The 18,101-nt window shown below is 48.9% G+C and carries 17 protein-coding genes and 1 other annotated feature (1 of these 18 cut by a window edge); of the genes, 2 read left to right on the forward strand and 15 right to left on the reverse strand.

Going from position 1 to position 18,101, the window contains the following annotated elements; translation table 11 throughout:
* Positions 1-195 (reverse strand) — a binding site (T-box leader); it reaches 64 nt to the left of the window's first position.
* A gap of 65 nt (positions 196-260) precedes the next feature.
* From EL268_RS22085 to EL268_RS22150, 13 genes are all read right to left on the reverse strand, one after another.
* Entirely contained in the window at positions 261-1,646 is a 1,386-nt protein-coding gene (locus tag EL268_RS22085) for a VWA domain-containing protein (RefSeq protein WP_106654347.1), read from the reverse strand.
* A gap of 157 nt (positions 1,647-1,803) precedes the next feature.
* Positions 1,804-3,009 carry an MFS transporter gene (locus EL268_RS22090; RefSeq protein WP_106654346.1) on the reverse strand — a complete coding sequence of 402 codons (1,206 nt, stop codon included), beginning with the start codon at positions 3,007-3,009 and terminating at the stop codon, positions 1,804-1,806.
* Between the two features lie 32 nt (positions 3,010-3,041).
* Positions 3,042-3,605 carry a thioredoxin family protein gene (locus EL268_RS22095; RefSeq protein ID WP_106654345.1) on the reverse strand — a complete coding sequence of 188 codons (564 nt, stop codon included), beginning with the start codon at positions 3,603-3,605 and terminating at the stop codon, positions 3,042-3,044.
* Between the two features lie 29 nt (positions 3,606-3,634).
* On the reverse strand, positions 3,635-4,024 hold the full coding sequence (locus EL268_RS22100) for an IDEAL domain-containing protein (RefSeq protein ID WP_106654344.1): 390 nt from the start codon (positions 4,022-4,024) through the stop codon (positions 3,635-3,637).
* Positions 4,025-4,086: 62 nt separating this feature from the next.
* Positions 4,087-4,524, reverse strand: a complete 438-nt coding sequence (locus EL268_RS22105) for an RrF2 family transcriptional regulator (protein ID WP_106654343.1) — start codon at positions 4,522-4,524, stop codon at positions 4,087-4,089.
* Positions 4,525-4,757: 233 nt separating this feature from the next.
* A complete protein-coding gene (locus EL268_RS22110; protein WP_106654342.1) occupies positions 4,758-5,237 on the reverse strand; it encodes a GNAT family N-acetyltransferase in 480 nt (159 codons plus the stop codon).
* A gap of 67 nt (positions 5,238-5,304) precedes the next feature.
* Positions 5,305-6,285, reverse strand: a complete 981-nt coding sequence (locus tag EL268_RS22115) for a quinone oxidoreductase family protein (RefSeq protein ID WP_106654341.1) — start codon at positions 6,283-6,285, stop codon at positions 5,305-5,307.
* Between the two features lie 32 nt (positions 6,286-6,317).
* Entirely contained in the window at positions 6,318-6,905 is a 588-nt protein-coding gene (locus EL268_RS22120) for a DUF1802 family protein (RefSeq protein ID WP_106654340.1), read from the reverse strand.
* A 41-nt stretch (positions 6,906-6,946) separates the two neighbouring features.
* The gene (gene nadR / locus EL268_RS22125; RefSeq protein WP_106654339.1) at positions 6,947-8,005 is read right to left on the reverse strand and encodes a multifunctional transcriptional regulator/nicotinamide-nucleotide adenylyltransferase/ribosylnicotinamide kinase NadR; all 1,059 of its coding nucleotides are present in this window, start codon (positions 8,003-8,005) and stop codon (positions 6,947-6,949) included.
* Positions 7,993-8,706 (reverse strand): nicotinamide riboside transporter PnuC, encoded by a 714-nt coding sequence (gene pnuC / locus EL268_RS22130; RefSeq protein ID WP_106654338.1) that lies wholly within the window; start codon positions 8,704-8,706, stop codon positions 7,993-7,995. Before pnuC ends, nadR begins: the two co-directional genes overlap by 13 nt.
* Complete coding sequence (locus EL268_RS22135; protein ID WP_106654337.1) at positions 8,703-9,563, reverse strand: TIGR02452 family protein; 861 nt, start codon at positions 9,561-9,563, stop codon at positions 8,703-8,705. The genes pnuC and EL268_RS22135 overlap by 4 nt, the downstream gene beginning before the upstream one ends.
* Positions 9,564-9,587: 24 nt before the next feature.
* A complete protein-coding gene (locus tag EL268_RS22140; RefSeq protein WP_106654336.1) occupies positions 9,588-10,496 on the reverse strand; it encodes an NUDIX hydrolase in 909 nt (302 codons plus the stop codon).
* Between the two features lie 445 nt (positions 10,497-10,941).
* The gene (locus EL268_RS22150) at positions 10,942-12,216 is read right to left on the reverse strand and encodes a cation:dicarboxylate symporter family transporter (protein WP_106654334.1); all 1,275 of its coding nucleotides are present in this window, start codon (positions 12,214-12,216) and stop codon (positions 10,942-10,944) included.
* A 263-nt stretch (positions 12,217-12,479) separates the two neighbouring features.
* Here EL268_RS22150 and ytvI point away from each other — a divergent pair, with 263 nt between their 5' ends.
* Both ytvI and EL268_RS22160 read left to right on the forward strand, forming a co-directional pair.
* Positions 12,480-13,511, forward strand: a complete 1,032-nt coding sequence (ytvI, locus tag EL268_RS22155; protein WP_106654333.1) for a sporulation integral membrane protein YtvI — start codon at positions 12,480-12,482, stop codon at positions 13,509-13,511.
* Between the two features lie 93 nt (positions 13,512-13,604).
* Complete coding sequence (locus tag EL268_RS22160) at positions 13,605-14,831, forward strand: pyridoxal-phosphate-dependent aminotransferase family protein (RefSeq protein WP_106654332.1); 1,227 nt, start codon at positions 13,605-13,607, stop codon at positions 14,829-14,831.
* A 61-nt stretch (positions 14,832-14,892) separates the two neighbouring features.
* Here EL268_RS22160 and EL268_RS22165 read toward each other — a convergent pair whose 3' ends face one another.
* Together EL268_RS22165 and EL268_RS22170 are read right to left on the reverse strand one after the other, a co-directional pair.
* Positions 14,893-16,488, reverse strand: a complete 1,596-nt coding sequence (locus EL268_RS22165; protein WP_106654331.1) for an N-acyl-D-amino-acid deacylase family protein — start codon at positions 16,486-16,488, stop codon at positions 14,893-14,895.
* Between the two features lie 15 nt (positions 16,489-16,503).
* Positions 16,504-18,096, reverse strand: coding sequence for an ABC transporter substrate-binding protein (locus tag EL268_RS22170; RefSeq protein WP_106654330.1), 1,593 nt, complete (start codon positions 18,094-18,096; stop codon positions 16,504-16,506).
* Positions 18,097-18,101: the final 5 nt, after the last annotated feature.

The raw sequence follows: 18,101 nt of genomic DNA on the forward strand, positions 1-18,101 counted from the left end.
TTTCGGCATCTCTACTACGTACCATCATACGCGTCCCTTGTAACGGTGGGATTCCGGGTCAGCTTACTCCAAAATGCTTCAGCTTTCCTTCTCGGAGAGGATTTTCGGCTAAGTCTTGAACGTTGGCTTTCAGCACAAGGCCAACTCTCTGGGGAACAAGGGGATTAGCTTACTCTTTCTCGTCAATGAATTTGTTGGTGTTATTTTTTTACTTTACTTTTTACACTGGTTTCAAAAAATGTCAAGCGAGCGTATTACGGTCAAGGTCTTTTGTCGTTTGCGTCCCGAACCCCTTGTTGTCCTTCCTCAATAACTTCACGCCACTCCTGATTGCCTTTGTCTACGGATTCCCTCCATAGCCCATTGCCTGTATCTACAGCGTATTGCCATATTTCCTGTTTCCGGTCAATGATGGCACTGTCTGTATCCATGATTCCGCCTTTTCCGTTAAATCTCTTTTTCAAATATTCTCTGGCGTCCAGCAATCTTTGCTTTTCTTCCTCCACCAGCGCTTTTACTTTTTCCTTGGTATCTTCAGCGAATTTTTTCTTCGCTTCTTTTTGACTGAGTGCGTCTTCTTTGGCATTTTCCTTCCACGCATACCAAGCCTGCTTAAGCTTGTCGTATTCGCCCCTAAGGTGCTTTTTCAAAGCTTCTTCATCCTGCACGGTTATGTATGTCCCCGCTCCCGCATCCGCTACTTGCTTGAGCATACGCTGCCCTTCATTATCAACGTCAAAACCGATAATGTTCACCACGGTCTTTATGCTCGACTGGTTCAGTGCTTTCGCTGCTTCTACGGGATTTCCTCCGCACGTTTCGATCCCGTCGCTCACCACGTACACGAATGTTTCGTTAGTCCCGGCTGGAATATCTTCTTTTACGGCTTGCAGCGCTTTTGCAATCGGTGTCCAGCCTGCTGGCTGTACTTTGCCCAATGCTTGTTGAAACGCTTCCTTCTGATAGCCCGTCTCCGAATAAAAGGTCTCTGTACTGGCACATGATAACGCTTTGTCTTGGTCACTGCCGCTTCCTTTATGACCATATACACGTAAAGAAATCGTCGCGTTTTTGGGAAGGACAGACGCGAATTGGTCAATCGCCTCTCGTGCTGCCTCCATCTTCGTTTTTTTGCCGACTTTTCCTTTCATGCTGCCACTCGCATCAATCAGCAAGGCAAAATGCGTTTTTTGAGTTTCCGGTAAGGTAATCTCCTCTGTCGGACGCTGCAAGTGAACGTCTACACTGGAATCAAAATTAGCGAAAGTGAGAATAAACGGTCGGTAATCCTCTCCGAGTAATTTCAGCAGCTCCTCGAGGTATTGCTCCGATGTGAGTGTAGCTGGGAGTTTATCCAATTCTTTTTTGACCTTCTCTTCATCGTAATTCTCGCCAGCATACGTCCCCACCACCTGGTTTGCCAATGCGAACTCAAATGCCGTCAGCTCTCGCTTGACAGGCGGCAGCGGCTCTCTGGCCTGCGTTTGTGTAGATGTATCTGAAGTTGTCTGATTAGGCGTTTTCGTCTGCTCCTGCAAGTTTGCGGTTTGTTGTGTCGCAGCAGTGTCTTTTGGCGCAGGATCAGAGTCTGTACAGCCTGTCATCACTAGCATAAGAAACACAATAAACGATGCCCATTTCTTCAAAAAGCTTCCCCCTCCTCTTACTCCACCCTACATTATGCTAAATCATTCCAATTTGAACAAATTATAAAAGATGCAGGCCATTTTTCCTATAACGTAAAAAAGAGCAACACAAAGCGTTTCTACACTTTGCGCTACTCTTTTTCTCTTGCAAAAATGGTTAGGCCACTGCCCGTTTCACGCTGCGACGGCTCTCCACCTGCGACAAGAACAAGCTGAGAACCAGGATAATCGCGCCGAACAAATACGGTGCGTTCAAATGAACCCCGTACAGCGTACCTGCCACTGCTGGGCCGAAAATGTTCCCCAAACTCATATAGGCATTGTTCATCCCTGCTACGAAACCTTGTTCATCCCCTGCTCGCTTGGAGATCAGCGTGTTAATTGCCGGACGCATAATCGACGTCAGGGTAAAGAAGATAACCGTCATAATCAGCATATACCAGAAGTTTCCGGACAATAGCATCATCACCATCGATACAGCAGACAAGAAGAACGTCCAGTTAATGAGCTTCTTCTCGCCAAAACGAGTAATGAGCTTGCCGATCAGCGCTGCCTGCACAATCGTACCAGCAAGTGCTCCCACTGTGATAATGATGGAAATATCACGTGGAGTATAAGCGAACTTCGCGTCGACGAACAGCGGGAAGATGACTTCGAAGTTCGCCAAGCCAAACGTCATCGTAAAGACCAGTACCAGCATGATGAAGTACGACGATTGAAACGACTTGCCGAGTTGTACGAAGATGTTTTCCTGCTTCTCTTTGGCGTTTCGCGCTGCGAGCTGCTTTTCCTTAGGAAGGGATTCTGACAAGAAGAAGATGGAACCTAGTGTGGCTACCGCACCAACTGCCGCGGAAATGTAGAACGGCATACGCAAGCCAAGCTCTGCCAAAAATCCGCCAATACCAGGCCCGATCACAAATCCGAGCGACATGGCAGCTCCTAGCATCCCCAGTCCTTTTCCACGTTTATCCTCTGTCGTGATGTCCGCTACATACGCCAGCATGGACGGAATCATCGCGGCTGCCCCGATTCCGCCGATCAGACGAGAAAGGTAGAGCACCCAAGTCTGTTCAGCCAAGGCAAAGACCAGATTGGAGATTGTAAACAGGACGAGTCCCAATACAATCATGATTTTTCGACCGTACTTATCTGACCATTCCCCCGCAATCGGAGAAAAAAGAAATTGGGTCACACCAAATGCCGCCACCAAGTATCCAGCCGTCTCCCCACCCGCTCCGAACTCTTTGAGAAACTCGGGCAAAATCGGAATAATCAAGCCAATTCCCAGCATGGCGATAAACATGTTGATCATCAGGAAGAGAATCGGTCGCTGACTATTCTCTTGTGTATTCATATTCATTTATCCATTCCTATCCCTTTAGATTTTTCTCTTTAACCTTGCAGCTTCGCTTTTACGCTTTCAATTACCGTGCGCCAAATGGCAGGGTCTGTAGATATCTTTTGCTTGAAGTTGCGGTACAACTCCTTTTGCTTTTCCTCAAAATCTGGAGCGTCTGCAGCCGGCAATCCTGCACGGGCAGTCGTAATCATTTCCTGCACCTCTGGAGAACGCGGTCCCCAAACTCTTGCCTCGTAGCCATCCTGGTCGAGGAAAAGAAAGATCGGGATCGCACGTGCTGTCCCATTGGTCAGGTATTGATCCATCAGCTCCAAATTTTCGTCGCGGATGAGAAAGCGCAGTTCGATGTTGCTTTCCTCGGCAATTCGCTGAATGACAGGAACGCACAAGGAAGCATCCCCACACCAGTCTGCGGTCAGCACGATTCCTTTCCAATTGCGCTGGGAGAGATCCTTCCAGACAGCCAGATCCTCGTCAGTAAATGTGAGCTGATCGTATACGCGGGACAGCTCTTCTTTGTTGACGTTCATGCTTTCTTTGTACGCAGCAAAGCTCATTCCTTTTTCAAACCAACTGTTCTGATTCACGTTAGACATACTCCGTACTCCTCCTATATAGTGAAAAATTATTGCTCCCAAATAGCAGAAGTTCCCAAGCGATTGCGAATGGAAGAGCTTCTTGTTTTGCGGGCTTCTTTCCCTGACGACCGCTTCATGTTGCTTGCCTTGGCAGTCAGGTCCATAAACCACTCTCTATCCTTGGTTGCGAGGGCGAGGTCGATCAAATCATGCATATGCTCTTCATCATCAAAAGAACCTACCGGAATTCGTTCCATCCACTGTCTTGGAATTACCACCAGCTTGCCGATCGTCTCTTCGTTGTCGCATTGAACCACATATACTTTCGCGGTACCTCGCAATGAATCATCTGTTTCGACGAAGCCTTGAACTAACTCGCCGAATTTGGTTTTGCCCAATACCCATTCTCCGACTTCCAACAACTCATCTCGATTCATTCTCGTGCACCTCCTAATTGTAACGGAAATTATTACAGTTTCCACGTTAAAAATTTGTATGGTTACTGTTGCGAACTCTCCTGACATCCTTGACGGACTTTATCTAATACGGTCTGGATCGTGATTTGTTCCAAATACTTCGTAAAATACATCTCTGCTTCGGTAAAAATCTGATCCATGACTCCGTGCATATTCGCAGAAACCTGACACGCTTCTTGCGGATCTCCCGAGCACCAATGCGGCTTCAGTGTACCATTCGAGATCGAACGATAAATCTCGGCCAAGGTGACCTCATTCGGGTCGCACGCGAGTATATAACCGCCGCCAATTCCCTCTTTGGTCTTCACAAACCCGTTCTTACGCAGAATGCTCATGATTTTGCGAATTCTGGCAGGATTCGTACATACATTTTTTGCGATGAGCTCACTGCTTGCCATATGCTCTGGGATATGAGCCAACAAAGCCAAGCTGTGAACAGCTATGGTAAATTCACTATTCACGTCACAGACGGCCTCCTTGCGAAGAGTACTGTAATAATAATTCGTACAGTTACGAATGTCAACAATTGTGTGGGGGCAAACTTTTTTAAAAGCCGGAGGCTTTCCTTCTGCGGTGGTCGGGGGAAGCGAAGGCACATGTTTTCCAGTCGCCTTTTTCCTCACTACGTTCGGGCGGTCTCCTTCCAAACATGTACCTTCGCTTTTCGTACAACAGTTGCTTCTGCGTGGCTTTTTTAAAAGAGGTTTTTAATAAAAAGGATTTCATCGCGGATTGGGATGCCGTTGTCTGCGATGAGGGGGATTTCAGGTTTGATTTGGCGGGCCTTGTCCACGGCATTGATGTACAGCCCGTGAAGCTGATAGCCTCTTTTTTGATAAAAGCCCATGGCGTGTAAGTTATCGTTGGTGGTGACGAGCTTCATGCGGTGGCAGCCTTTTTCTTTGGCGGTCTGCTCTACTTGATTAAGGAGTGCGGTCCCGATTCCTTTGTTTTCGATCACGCTGTCTAGGGAAATGATTTCACATTCGCGATCTTCGAGTACATAGGAAATAAATCCGTTGATTGCACCATCATCCCCCTTCACTGCGTAGCCGTCCAGCGCATCGCATTGGAAGACGCCACTGGGGATGACCATTTGCGGACTACCCCAGTGTTTGATGAAAAATTCAGTGATGACGTTTTTGTCCAGTTCGCTTGTTGAAATCATCTGCATAGCATTCACCTCTCCAAAATGATAAAGAGAAAGCCCCCGCTTGTCAGTCAGCAAGGGCTCCACATCTTTACAAGCTCACATCCAGCAGTACTTTTCCCGTACTCGACCTGCTCTCGACCCACGCATGGGCGCTCGCTGCGTCTTCCAAAGCAAAATGCTTGCCGATCTTGATGTCGAGCTGGCCATTCGCCAAATACTCCAAGACTTGCTTGGCTGTATCCTGCAACAAGTGTGGACGCAGCTTGCGAGTCGTACCAAAGCTGAAGCCTAATACAGAGCGGCAGCTTGCGTGCAGATCGATCGTCTTGATCTGACCGATCTCGCCGCTGGCATTGCCGAAATGGACGAGTCGACCGTACCAAGCAAGGCACTCGAGACTACGCTCGCTGACCGTACCGGAAATCGAGTCTAAAATGACATCCGCTCCCGCACCCTCCGTCAGCTCGCGTACCTTTTCCACAAAATCTTCGTGATCATTGCAAATCACATGGTCGGCACCTGCTGACAACGCAATGCCGGCCTTTGCTTCACTGCCGACTGTGCCGATGACACGTCCTGCTCCGAGCAGCTTGGCTAATTGAATCGCCGTCGTCCCGATTCCGCCTGCCGCCGCGTGAATCAATACCGTTTCCCCTTTGGCAATGCGGGCAACCTTCGCCAGCAGCTGATACGAAGTAAATGACACGACTGGGCAAGCGGCTGCTGTTTCCGTGCTGATTTGATCCGGTAGTGCAAAGGTCAAGCTCTCATCCGCCACGATATACTCGGCGTATGATCCGTTGGACGGAAATGCGATGACTCTTTGTCCCACCTTGAGGCTTTGCACCTCTGCCCCCACCTGTTCGATCACGCCAGTCGCATCGAGTCCCGGGATAAACGGCAGCTTGGCTGCTCCCTTTTTTCCATATCTGGATTTGATATCGGCAAAATTGACACTGGTCATCTCAACGCGGATCAGCACCTGTGTAGGTGACATGGTCGGCATCTCGACTTCCGCATATTGCATCGTCTCCGGTCCGCCTAATTCCGTTACCAAGATCGCTTTCATGAGAACCCTCCATACAAGAGTGGAATGGAATGTTAGTTTTGCAGAATCGCCATGATCTTTGCTTTTTTCGCTGCGAACTCCTCGTCAGAAAGCACAGGGGTAAACGCAGTTCGCGGAATGTCCACCAATAGATCATGCCAAGATTTGCAGCCTTGATAAGCAGCGTCAATCGGGATTTCCACCGGCTGCTCTAGTCGAAACATCCGCACGAACAAAATGTGCAGCGGCTGTTTTTTCTTCCAATGCAAACGCACATCTGCGAAATTATCCGTCCAGATGTGGAAGGGCGAAAGCGCACGCAGCTTGGCTTCGTCCATCAGCTCAACATCGTCGGTCACTTCGGCAAAATACTCAATCGTTACGGTCTTCTTGTCCATTGTCCAGCCTTCGAGGGTCGCATCTAACAGGTGTTGACAGTCTGCCTTAACCATGTCGCGCTTCTGGTGCTCATAGGTCGGGTACAAATAAAATTTATTGTTTTCCAAGCGGAATTCTCGTGTTTCCTCGTATAATCCACCCTTGCGGATCGTGATGATCTGCTCACCTTCTCCAAGTGCTTTGACGGCGACTGCCCATTCCTTCAAGCTAAGGGGGGATAGCGGCTGTACGATCGACTGCATGCAGCACGGCTCCCTTCTACTGTCAGAATCGTTTGATGACTTTAGTCTAGCCCAATTCCAGCTTGTTGAGAAGTCGTCTTCAACAGTTGATCGACATGCCGCATAGCTCCTTGCAGTCTCTCGGCATAATTTCCTCGCAGTGTCACGTAGGTAATTCCCCGCTCATCCAGCATCTGGCGCAGCTTTTCATGATTGTGCAGGCGCACTTGCTCTTCTCCGTGCACACGCAGTCCATCATCCACCCATGCGACATCTGGCTCCATGAACAGCCATAAATCATACGCTTGCTCTTCGGCAATCTGGTCGAGAACAGGGAAGGTTTGCCCGGTGTACAATTCGGAGTAAAACTGGGTGACAATCGCCTCGGTATCGATGAACAAGAGCTTGTTGGCTTTCTGGAGCGCTTCGTACTCTTTCATTTTGTGACCATACGCGATATGTGGGAAATACTCCGGTGTCAAAATCGTATCGCAGCCCCCGACCTCTTCGCAGATTGTTCGTCCATACTCCTCGACAAACACGGTGTTGTAGATTTTCGCAAGATAACGGGTCAAGGTCGATTTCCCGCAGCTCTCTGTTCCTACCACCACTACCTTTTTGACGAAATAGGGCTGAACAACAGCCGGGATGCGCTGCCAATGAGCGTAGACCCCTTCGTTGCGAATTTGGGTAGCGGAGATCGGCACTTGGCTGCGCGATTCATCGAGAATGATGTGCGCTGCCTCCGGGTATAAACGGCGAAAAATCGGATCGTAGGCGGACTCGGAGCTGAAAACAAGATCAATTTTTTTCCCGATCATGCGCTTGATATCCGCTGCTCCGGCCTCCCAATCGTAGCTATCATCGCTATCCGCACAATCCTCGACTGCAAGCACTCGGACATTTTCCATGTCCTTGACCAGTGTGGACAGCCATCTCAAGCGAACTTCATAGGGAATGGGCTTGATTCCTGCCTCCTCACACAGCTGTCGGTCGCGAGTCGGGCTGTGCGAGAGAACGACGTACAGTTCGTCGCAGCGGCAGGCCGCCTGTGTAATCGCGTATACATGTCCCTGATGCAGTGGCAAAAACTTGCCGCCAATGAAGCCTACGCCCCCCATGTCTGCTCCTCCCTTTGCTTGCGGTACTGTCGAATCCAGTTCATCAAGCCGTAAATGGCATTCACCAAATAAGCTGACCACATGACCAGCATGGAGATATCGCTTCCGTCCTTCAAAAACGCTACCAGCCACATGTAGATCGTGAACAAATCAATGATGATCCAGACCACCCACTGCTCGACCAAGCGCTTCACCATGAAGAGCATCGCGATGACGGAGAGCACAGCCGTCAAGGAATCGACAAAAGGCAAAGCCCCGCCCATTTGCTTCAATACAAACCCGTAGGCAATCGTTGCGATGATGCTCAAGATCGTCCACCAGATGCGTGCTCGGTTGGACAAAATGGTAATCTTGACGTCATTTTGTTTCACTTCGGACACGCGGTTTTTGCGCCACAGGTAGAGTCCTATGAATTGCATCGGCAAAAAATAGAGAAGATTCAGCATGACTTCGCCATAGTACTTTTGCCCATACGCAACGAAGGCGTACAAAACCACATTGATGATACCCGGGTAGTAGCTCCACGTCTTTCCTTTGGCGACGAGCACGACACTCAGCATCCCTGTTAAGGAGGCGATCAAGCCGATTAATGTATCATCCAGTGCGACATACAAATAAAGGGTAACGAGTGTAAACGAGATGAGCCAAATTTTTTCAAACCAATTCCAGTCTGCTAAAAAGCCGGTGCTTTTCGCATTCATGCGAATCTCTCCTTGAACGCTCGCAGGTTTTCCTGGCGCGCAGATTTGTCGTAGACGGCAAAAACGATGTGGTCAAAAAGCTGTGCGTACTGTTCCTCGATCAAAACAGTCGCAAAGTAGTCTGCTACGTCCTCCGCTTTGTTGCGGAATACCCCGCAGCCGTACGCCCCCAAAATGATCGTCCGGTGGTTGTGAATGGCTGCTGCCCGCAAAATTTTCCGGATGCGCTCTTTCATGACAGGGCCAACCTTCGCGATATTTTCAGGCTCTCGCTCACGAACAACCCCAGCGTTCACCGCAGGCGCCGTAATAAAAGACAAGAGGTATGGCTCACGCAAAAGATGATCGCTTTGGTCGCGGAGCACAGGGACCCGCGGTGAGTAAATCATGTAATCGGAATAAAAGCAGGTTTTTAACTGGCGATGATAGGTGTACATTTCCTGCATTTGCACGATGCAAGGATACAACCCAGAGGAACGCGCCAAGCTCTCTTCCTGCGCCTGGCTTCCCCCGAGGAAGCCTCCACCCGGATTTTTGGCGGAAGCAAAATTCAAGCAAACGGCATCTGCTCGTTTCTCGTGGACAACGAGGCGCTTGGCTGCATCCAGGCTGGATTCCGAGGTAACCTCAACCTTGGCACGCAGCTGTGCATCCGCTGATTGATGCGATGGCAGTGGCACTGTGTCTGCTGCCAAATCATTTGGCCGATACAGAACCGACTGGCTGATGGCAGCAGCTAGCTCCTCTGTAATGCTCTTCTTTTCTCCCGCTTTGTTCACGTAGTAGCCCTGCTCTATGATTTGCAGCGTCTCTTGCGCGATTCGCACGCGCCCGCTTCGATTGTGTCCCTGATTCATTGTGTTTTCCTCCCTGGTAACGGGCTATGTCTGATCCATCCACTCCGGGTTAAATCGGAAATACTTGGATGGTCGGTGCCCGGCATGTTTTCGATATTGATTCGTTTCCAGCACTTTGTCGGCTACCTTCCTGCGAAACGCCGCAGCCAACAGCTCACGTCCCAAAATCACTTCGTACACCTGTTGCAGATCTCTTAGCGTGAACAGCTCCGGCATTAAGGCAAAGGCGATATCGGTGTATTCAATTTTGTTACGCAACCGCTCTAGTGCGTATTGAATGATTTTGGCGTGATCAAATGCAATGTTGTTCGTCTCTACAATTTCGCGGGTCTCACGAACGATGCGGCCCGTTACTGTTTTGGTGATCTTAATAGTGGCAGACAGTTCCTCTCTCTCGTGCACAAGTCGCAGTTCCAGCCATTTTTCAGTAATGGAGCCGTCATTAGTAGCCGTCTTCGTTTCTTTCAGCCACCTGTCCTCGATGCGGTACCACTCCGCTTCCTCTGCATCATCCCCGGCCTGCAGCTGTAAAGACGAGCTGTCTACCAAGGCCATGTACGACGTGCTGATAACCCATGTCCGTGGATCTCTGCCCGCATCGCCCCAGGTGTAGAGCTGCTCCAAGTAAATGTCGTCTACGTTTGTTTCCGTACGCAGCTCGCGTCTGGCTGCCTCCTCCAGACTCTCCCCAGGTGTAACAAACCCGCCTGGCAACGCCCATTGGCCGATATACGGATGCTCACCACGCTTCACGAGCAATATTTTCAACGACTTGGGCGAGAGCTTGCGGTAATTCTCCTCCAGCTCATCCATCACGGTGAATACCAGCATATCGACTGTCACAGACGGCCGCTCGAATTGGCTGACATCATAAGCCTCCAAGTACTCCTGTTCGGTTTGACCTCGTTTATTTACATGTGATTTTTCTTTCATCCAATCGCCTCTTTTATCTGCTGAATTGTTGTTGTCTTTTTGTTATTAACAAAATGTTATTATCAAGTTGTTGGTATCATATTACTCTTTCCTGTTTTTGGTGTCAACAAAAAATCCACATTTTAAAGTAAGGTGTTTTATTTGTAGAAAATAGCCGCGTAGAAGAAGCGCAGTTCCAGTCCAAGCGCCTCTGGAGCCCTTCCCAGCGCAGGAATAAATGGCGGGGGTTTTCAGCTTCACTCATGGAGTACCTCATCGAAACTTCTACGTTTGAAGCGCTCCCGCCATTTATTCCGGAGCGGACAGTTGTCACCCCTTGCTGGGCGAAGGCCGAAGCGTAGACTGGAAATGCGCTTCTTCCCACCACCTTAGCCACTTTTTAAAACAAAGCAAAAAGCCTCCTGCCAGCTCATTCACTGACAGGAGGCTTCTTAAACACTATTTATTAAGCAGCATGCGGATCGGCTTTAACTGCCTGAACATAATCGTCTGCTTTCTTTTTGTCGAACTGACCTTCCCAACGAGAGATCACGATTGCTGCCAACGCATTACCTACTACGTTAACAACTGTACGAGCCATATCCATCAAACGGTCTACACCGGCGATGAAAGCAAGACCTTCTACTGGGAGACCTACAGAGCCGAGCGTAGCCAACAGGACTACGAACGATACTCCCGGTACACCAGCGATCCCTTTGGATGTAACCATCAGTACGAGCATCAGCGTGATCTGTGTGCTGATTGGCATATGAATACCATACATTTGCGCAATGAACAGAGCAGCCAGTGCCTGGTACAGCGTGGAACCATCCAGGTTAAAGGAGTAGCCTGTCGGAATAACAAAGGACGTAATCGCCTTCGGACAGCCCATCTTCTCCATTTTTTCCATGATTTTAGGCAGTACAGTCTCGGAGCTGGAAGTGGAGTAAGCCAGCAAGAGCTCGTCCTTCAGAACGCGCAGGATTGCTGTAATTTTGACTCCGCTGATACGTGCGATAATTCCCAATACCACAAGGATAAAGAACAGCATGGCAAAGTGAACCAAAATAACCAGTTTCCCCAATGGAATGAGGGAAGACAAACCAAATTTGGAAACGGTAACACCAATCAGTGCGAAAACACCAAACGGAGCAAAACGCATGATCGTGTTAACAACCCAGAACATCGCGTCCGCAACTCCATTGAAGAAGTTGAGAACAGGCCTTCCTTTTTCCCCTGCCGCTGCTACACCCAGACCAAACAAAACGGAGAAGAAAATAATCGCTAACATGTCGCCACGAGCGAGCGCATCAAACACATTGGTTGGCACGATATTGACGAATGTTTCCACCATGCCGTGGCTTTGTGTCGTTTCTGCCGTGTCTACATACTTGTGGATATCCGTCTTGGTAAGAACGGTGCGATCCACACCGGCACCCGGTTGAAAAATATTGGCCGCCAATAGACCAACGATAATAGCAATCGTGGTAACGATTTCAAAATACAGAATCGTCTTACCACCGATCTTGCCCAGCTTTTTCATGTCGCCTACACCTGCTACGCCCACAATAAGCGTGGCAACAACGATCGGAACGACAATCATTTTAATCAATCGGAGAAAAATATCACCGATAGGCTGTAAATAGGTCGCCACTGCCGGGTTGCCGTAAAAAATAGCACCCACCAGGATACCCAGAATGAGACCGACGACAATCTGCATCGCTAAACCAAACCGCTTCATTCTGACACCTCGCTATGAAAGATTAAGATGTGACTCTCAAGTCGATATTCTAATACGCATCAAACTCGAGTGGTATATAGGTGAGCATCATATCATGACTTTTTGTGTTTTCCCCTTTTTTGTATTCTTTCCATTTCTTTATTTTTTCTGATAATCTCTATCGAATTCGCGATATGATTGGGCTGATTGTGTTCGCTTCTGGAAAAATGATAAAATAAGGGAATCAATTTTCAGCGATTTTTCATTCAGAATGGAGCGCAGTCATGACGATTCGGAAAATGATCATCCTGCTACTAGTTCTGGCAGTCGGGTTGTTTCTTTTGCCTTACTCCGTCCCCTTCTTGCTAGCATTGTTAACCGCAATTCTGGTAGAGCCGCTCGTCTTGTTTCTGATCAAAAGGCTACGAATGAATCGGATGAGTGCGGTAATCTCTTCCTTTTTCCTGTTCCTCATTTCTTTTGGGATCGTACTGTACTGGATCGGTACGCAGATCGTGATTCAGGGAATTGATTTGGCTCAGCGATTACCGGCTTTTTCGCAGCATATTTTTGAGTTGGTCGAGTCCTATTTGATAAGCTGGGAAACTTACTATGAATCGTTGCCTGCCGAAACCGTCTCAGAAATCCAGAGTGTCTTCGCTGGGCTTAAAAGCTGGGCACTTACTTCAGCCTCTACGGTTGCCAAAGGTATTCTCGGTGTGGCAGCCATCGTTCCGGGATTTTTGATCTCCACGATCATTTACTTGGTTGCCTTGTTTTTGATCAGTCTCGATTTGCCGAAATTGCGTGCGGGCTTCATGAGAATGTTCACGGTGTCTGCTCGTGAAAAGGTCGAGGTGGTTATCTCTCAATTGAACCGTGCCACCGTTGGATTTTTACGTGCCCAAATCATCTTGAGCCTGATGACGTTCACGCTGTCCTTTTTGGGATTGCTCATTTTGCAGGTCAAGTATGCAGCCGTGATTTCGCTGATGATCGTTTTCGTCGATATCCTCCCCATCTTGGGCGCAGGCTCGTTCCTCGTCCCATGGGCCATTTACAACTTCTTGATGGGCAATTCCTATTTGGCAATCGGCCTGATCGTCATTTTCCTCGTGATTACGGTCGTCCGCCGGATTATTGAGCCCAAGGTACTCGCATCCAATCTGGGAATTAGCGCCCTTGCCGCTCTCGTCAGCTTGTTCCTCGGATTTCAGGTGATGGGATTTTTCGGGCTGATACTCGGTCCAGCGCTCGTCATCATTTACGAGGCGCTGCGGAAAGCTGGATTCTTGAATTTCAAAATAGATTTTTGATGGGCACAAAAGATTGGTAGTGCTGCGGCCGTTTTTTCCGGTGATGGAATCGGAAAGGCGGCCGTTGATATAGAAAGAGTTGGGGGAGAGCTTATGTGTGCATACAAAGAACTGACCACCTCACAACGGACGATCATGACGCCAGGGCCCGTCGAGGCCGAGCCTAGTGTTCTTCGCGTGATGGGTTCACCCATTTTGGGGCAATTCGATCCAGAATTCACGAACATCATGAACGAAACAATGGAAATGCTTCGGAAATTGTTTCAGACATCCAATCATTGGGCATTCCCTATTGACGGAACTTCCCGGGCGGGCATTGAGGCTGTTTTGTGCAGCGTAATCGAACCGGGAGATCGGGTGCTTGTACCCATTTATGGACGATTCGGGCACCTGCTGACGGAGATTGCGGAAAGGTACGGCGCAGATGTGATTACGATGGAAACGCGCTGGGGAAGTGTCTTTGAGCCGCAGGACGTCATTGCCGAAATCGAGCGCGTTCAGCCCAAAATCGTAGCAGTGGTTCACGGCGAAACATCCACCGGCTGTGTTCAGCCTTTGAAAGAAATCGGAGAAGCTTGCCGCCGGATGGATGTCCTATTTGTCGTCGATGCTGTCGCTTCGATCGGCGGGACAGAAGTGAAGGTAGACGACTGGTATATCGACGCATGTATTGGCGGCACGCAAAAATGCTTGTCTGTCCCCTCTGGGATGGCTCCTATCACGTTTAATTCTCGTGTAGAAGCACTCTTGCTCCAACGGAAAAAAATTGAGCGTGGACTCGCTGATCCTTCCGCACCGAAATCTGTTCAAACCCGAACGATCCGCAGCAACTATTTTGACCTGAGCCAGCTCATGGATTACTGGGGACCCGCACGGCTGAACCACCATACGGAGGCGACAACGATGCTGTACGCCTTGCGCGAGGGAGTTCGCATTGCCCTCACGGAAGGTCTGGAGGCGAGATTCGCCAGACATCGCTTGCATGAACAAGCCTTGGTCGCTGGTGTGTTGGCGATGGGATTGCAGCTCTATGGCGATCCGGCTTGCAAGCTTCCCGTCGTGACCTGTATCAAAATTCCTGAAGGGGTGGACGGAGAGTCAGTCCGCGCTATGCTGCTCGAAGATTTTCATATAGAAATTGCCAGTTCCTTCGGGCCGCTAAAAGGGAAAATCTGGCGGATTGGCACAATGGGCTACAGCTGCCGGAAGAAAAATATTTTGCATGTGCTAGGGGCGTTGGAAGCGGTTCTCATCCGGCATGGAGTGCGTGTGCATGCAGGTCGTGCTGTTCAGGCCGCTCTGGATGTTTATCACGTATAATACGAAAAGGCCGCCGGAATATAACCGTGCGGCCCTTTTCTATGTTTTTTCGGTTTGGCATTCAAGACTGATAACGGATAACTGAACCACTTACCGCATTTGTAAGACGTCCATTTGACACTGCGATCTTTCCATTGACCAGGACATGGCGAATACCGACTGAGTGCTGCAAAGGGTTTTCATATGTTGCCCGGTCTACAATCACATTCGGGTCAAATACTACGATATCGGCCCAGTATCCTTCCCGTAAAAATCCTCGATCTCGCAACCGCAGCAACTGAGCGGGCGCGCCTGTCATTTTCCGCACCGCTTCCCATAACGGAAACGATTGTTTTTCTCTTGCGTAATGACCTAGCACACGAGCGAATGAACCGTAGAGTCTGGGATGGGGTTTCCCGCCGAACACACCATCTGAACCCACCATTTGCAGCGAATGTTTCATTACCCGTTCGACATCGTATTCGTTCCCCCAATGGATAATGATCGTTACCTCGCCTTCCTCCTCGATGAGAAGATCGAATGCGGCAGATGCCGGATCGATCCCTTTTCGCTGGGCTATTTCCTGCAAACTCATTCCTTCCAGCCCTCGATTATTCACCGAGGCTACAGATGCGATGACCAGATTGTCCCATCCGTTGTTTCTAACGGGATTATCGTATTCCCCGTTGTCCATAATTTCTTCCTTCGCTCGCTCGCGCAATTTGGGGTCGTGCAGCCTCTCCAACATCCTGCGGATACCACCGTCATGCATCCATGGTGGAAGAATGGCGTGCAGAAAAGTCGATGCTGCCGCATACGGATATTGATCAAACGTAATCTCGATCCCCTCCGCGCGTCCCTGCTCCAACTTTTCCAAAGCAATATCCAGCTTATCCCGATTTCTGCCTCCACAAATTTTGAAATGGGATACATGTAGGCGAACTCCCGATCTGCGGGCTGCATCGATCACCTCGTCCAACGCCTCCAACGAGTAATTGCTTTCGTTGCGAATGTGAACGACAAAGCAGCCATCGTATTCAGCAGCACCCTTGCAGATTCCAACCAATTCTTCTTTATTCGCATAGACACAAGGCGGGTATTGGATACCGGACGACACGCCAAATGCGCCCTGCTGCATTCCTAGCTCTACCAGTTCCTGCATCGCCTGGACTTCTTTTTGCGTAGCCTCCCTGCCATCAAATCCCATCACGATGGATCTTATATTTCCATGTGGTACTAGATATGCTGCATTGCCATTCAGCTTCGCCTTTTCAAGAAATGCTAAGTATTCTTCAATGCTATTCCAGGGCCACTCTCCTATATCACCGTTGATTCGTTTCAATTGCTTCATCCAGAGCGGCTTTGTCTCTTCCGTGACGGGGGCAACAGAAACCCCATCCTGCCCTACTAGTTCTGTCGTAATCCCCTGCAACACCCTGATTTGGTGAATGTCGGGTCGGGTACACCACAAATCTGAATGAACATGTGCATCAATAAAACCAGGGGTCACAACCATTCCCGTCGCATCTATTTCCTTGCTTCCTTCTGTGGGAATAGATTTCGCTATATGAGAAATAAGCCCGTTTTCGATTCCAATATCAAGTCCCGTCCACGGATTTCCTGTGCCATCACAAACCATCCCGTTGCGTATGACGATATCAAATTTTTTCGGTATCATATAAACGTCTCCTCGCTATTGGACAGAAACATTCCAGAATGGCGCATCCATGAAGTATTGATAGCCTTTGACATAGTTGCGATGAGCTGCCAATCCATGCAAGTCACCTATTTTTACAATTGGGAGATCCTCCCAGAACAACGCTTGAATCTTCTCAAATTTGGCCTTTTGCTCATCAAAGGAAACGGTATGGCGAAGTTCGTCCAGCAACGCATCCATCTCAGCATTGTTGTACCAGCCTGGCCACTTGTTGCGGGAATCCAGGTACAATGTTTGAACCGGGTTTGTGTAGGTTGGAAAACCGGTAAAGAATATGTTCCATTTGTTTTCGTCCGATCGTTTGCTGACCATCGTAGGCCAGTCGTAAATCTCAAAGTTTACTTTGACCCCGATTTTCTCTAACTGGTCTTTCACCATAATCGAGCTTTTGTAGATATAATCGTAATCTTTCGTTGTAATAATCGTCACGGGCTCACCCTTGTATCCAGCTTCAGCCAGCAGTTTTTTCGCCAATTCGGGGTTCTTTTGATTGTATTTTTCTTTTCCTGCTTCTGAATGCCAAGGCTGCTCTACAAACATCAGGCTGTGATCCAGTCGAAAGAAATCCGGGTTCCCGGTAATCCCCATCATGATCATTTCATGGTCAAGTGCGGCGTTCACTGCCTGTCGTGCCGTTACATTCGCGAACAAACCCTGTTTCTTGTTAAAAATCATGCCAACGTATTTTTGCGGTTTCGACACGACCGTCACCAGATTCGGATCAGTTTTTAACTGTTCATAGTTGTCGAAGGGGAGCTCATCAGCAAAGTCGTACTCCCCTGACTGAAGTCCAGCAACACGAGTAGCCGCATCCGGGACCGTGTGGAAGTAAATCCGGTCTACTTTTGCTTCCTTTTTCCCTCCCAATCCGTTTGCAGGATCGGACAATGCTTGATAATCGGCATATTTTTCAAGATGGATGTACTGATCTTGTTTCCACTCCACAAATTTGTACGGTCCTGTTCCAATGTATTCTTTCACTCCCTCTTCCGTAGCCGCTTCAATGATTTCCTTTGGCATGATCATTGCGCCCTGCTGAGGAAACGCGAGAGAAGTCAACAACGTGCCGGAGGGCTTTTCCAAGGTGATGATAATCTTATCGCTGTCCTTTGACGAAATCTTGGCATTGGCAAGTGCTGTTTTTCCGTTTGGTGACAGCTCCTTCCAACGGTTGAGTGAAGCGATCACATCTTCTACACCCATGGCTTTCCCGTTATGAAAAGTGATTCCTTCCCTGAGTGTTAGTGTAATTTCTTTGCCGTCTTCACTCACTTGATAGGATTTCGCCAGCATCGGAGTTGGTTTGTAGTCTCTATCCAGGGTGACAAGTGGCTCAAAAATATGCCAGCCTACTTGGAGAGCCACTGTCGTGGATGTTTTCACCATGTCAAGAGATGGTGGTGATACTGACAACGCTACACGCAATTCGTTCTTCTCCTTCGGCTTCACTTCACCCTGTACGCTGCCAGAATTCGGATCGCTTGAGGAAGGAGAGGAAGAGCACCCCAAAAATGAAAGTGTGACGATGAAGAGCAGTGTCAACATGTAACCAACCGGCTTTTTGATCATGGAAA

Source organism: Brevibacillus brevis (assembly GCF_900637055.1).
GTDB classification, from domain to species: Bacteria; Bacillota; Bacilli; order Brevibacillales; family Brevibacillaceae; genus Brevibacillus; species Brevibacillus brevis.